This is a genomic window from Kitasatospora sp. NPDC034023, assembly GCF_055575795.1.
This window is the reverse complement of record NZ_JBVIRY010000104.1, coordinates 1-777: the sequence shown is the minus strand read 5'-3', so window position 1 is coordinate 777 and position 777 is coordinate 1. Positions and strand designations below refer to the sequence as shown.

The 777-nt window shown below is 68.3% G+C and carries 1 protein-coding gene; it reads left to right on the top strand.

Translation table 11 applies throughout. The features are described 5' to 3' along the window. Positions 1-777 (top strand): YVTN family beta-propeller repeat protein (locus ACZ52R_RS43435; RefSeq protein WP_465755573.1); only part of this gene is annotated, 777 nt, incomplete at both ends.

The window sequence follows — 777 nt, the reverse complement described above, 5'->3', positions numbered from 1 at the left end:
CGACGGGCTGCACGCGTACGTGACCAACAGCGGTGACAACACCGTCAGCGTGATCGACACCGCGACCGCCACCATCGTGGCCACCATTCCCGTGGGTACCGGACCGTTCGGGGTCGCGGTCAGCCCCGACGGACTGCACGCCTACGTGACCAACAGCGGTGACAACACCGTCAGCGTGATCGACACCGCGACCGCCACCATCGAGGCCACCATTCCCGTGGGCGCCGCGCCCACCGGCGTCGCGGTCAGCCCCGACGGACTGCACGCCTACGTGACCGACAACGGCGACAACACCGTCAGCGTGATCGACACCGCCACCAACACCATCGTGGCCACCATCACCGTGGGTACCGCGCCCACCAGCGTCGCGGTCAGCCCCGACGGACTGCACGCCTACGTGACCGACAACGGCGACAACACCGTCAGCGTGATCGACACCGCCACCAACACCATCGTGGCCACCATCACCGTGGGTACCGGGCCGTTCGATGTGGCTGTCACTCCCGACGGACTGCACGCGTACGTGACCAACAACGGCGACAACACCGTCAGCGTCACCGACACCGTTCCCTTCACTTCCGCCACCACTCTCGCCTCGGCGCCCGACCCGTCGGTGTTCGGCCAGGCCAAGGTCCTCACCGCCACCGTCACCTCCGTGGACGGCATCCCGACCGGGACGGTGTCGTTCTTCGACGGCGCCACCCTGCTGGGCACTGGCACTGTCGTCGCGGGCGTGGCCACCTTCACCACCACCGACCTCGCCGTCGGCACCCACGC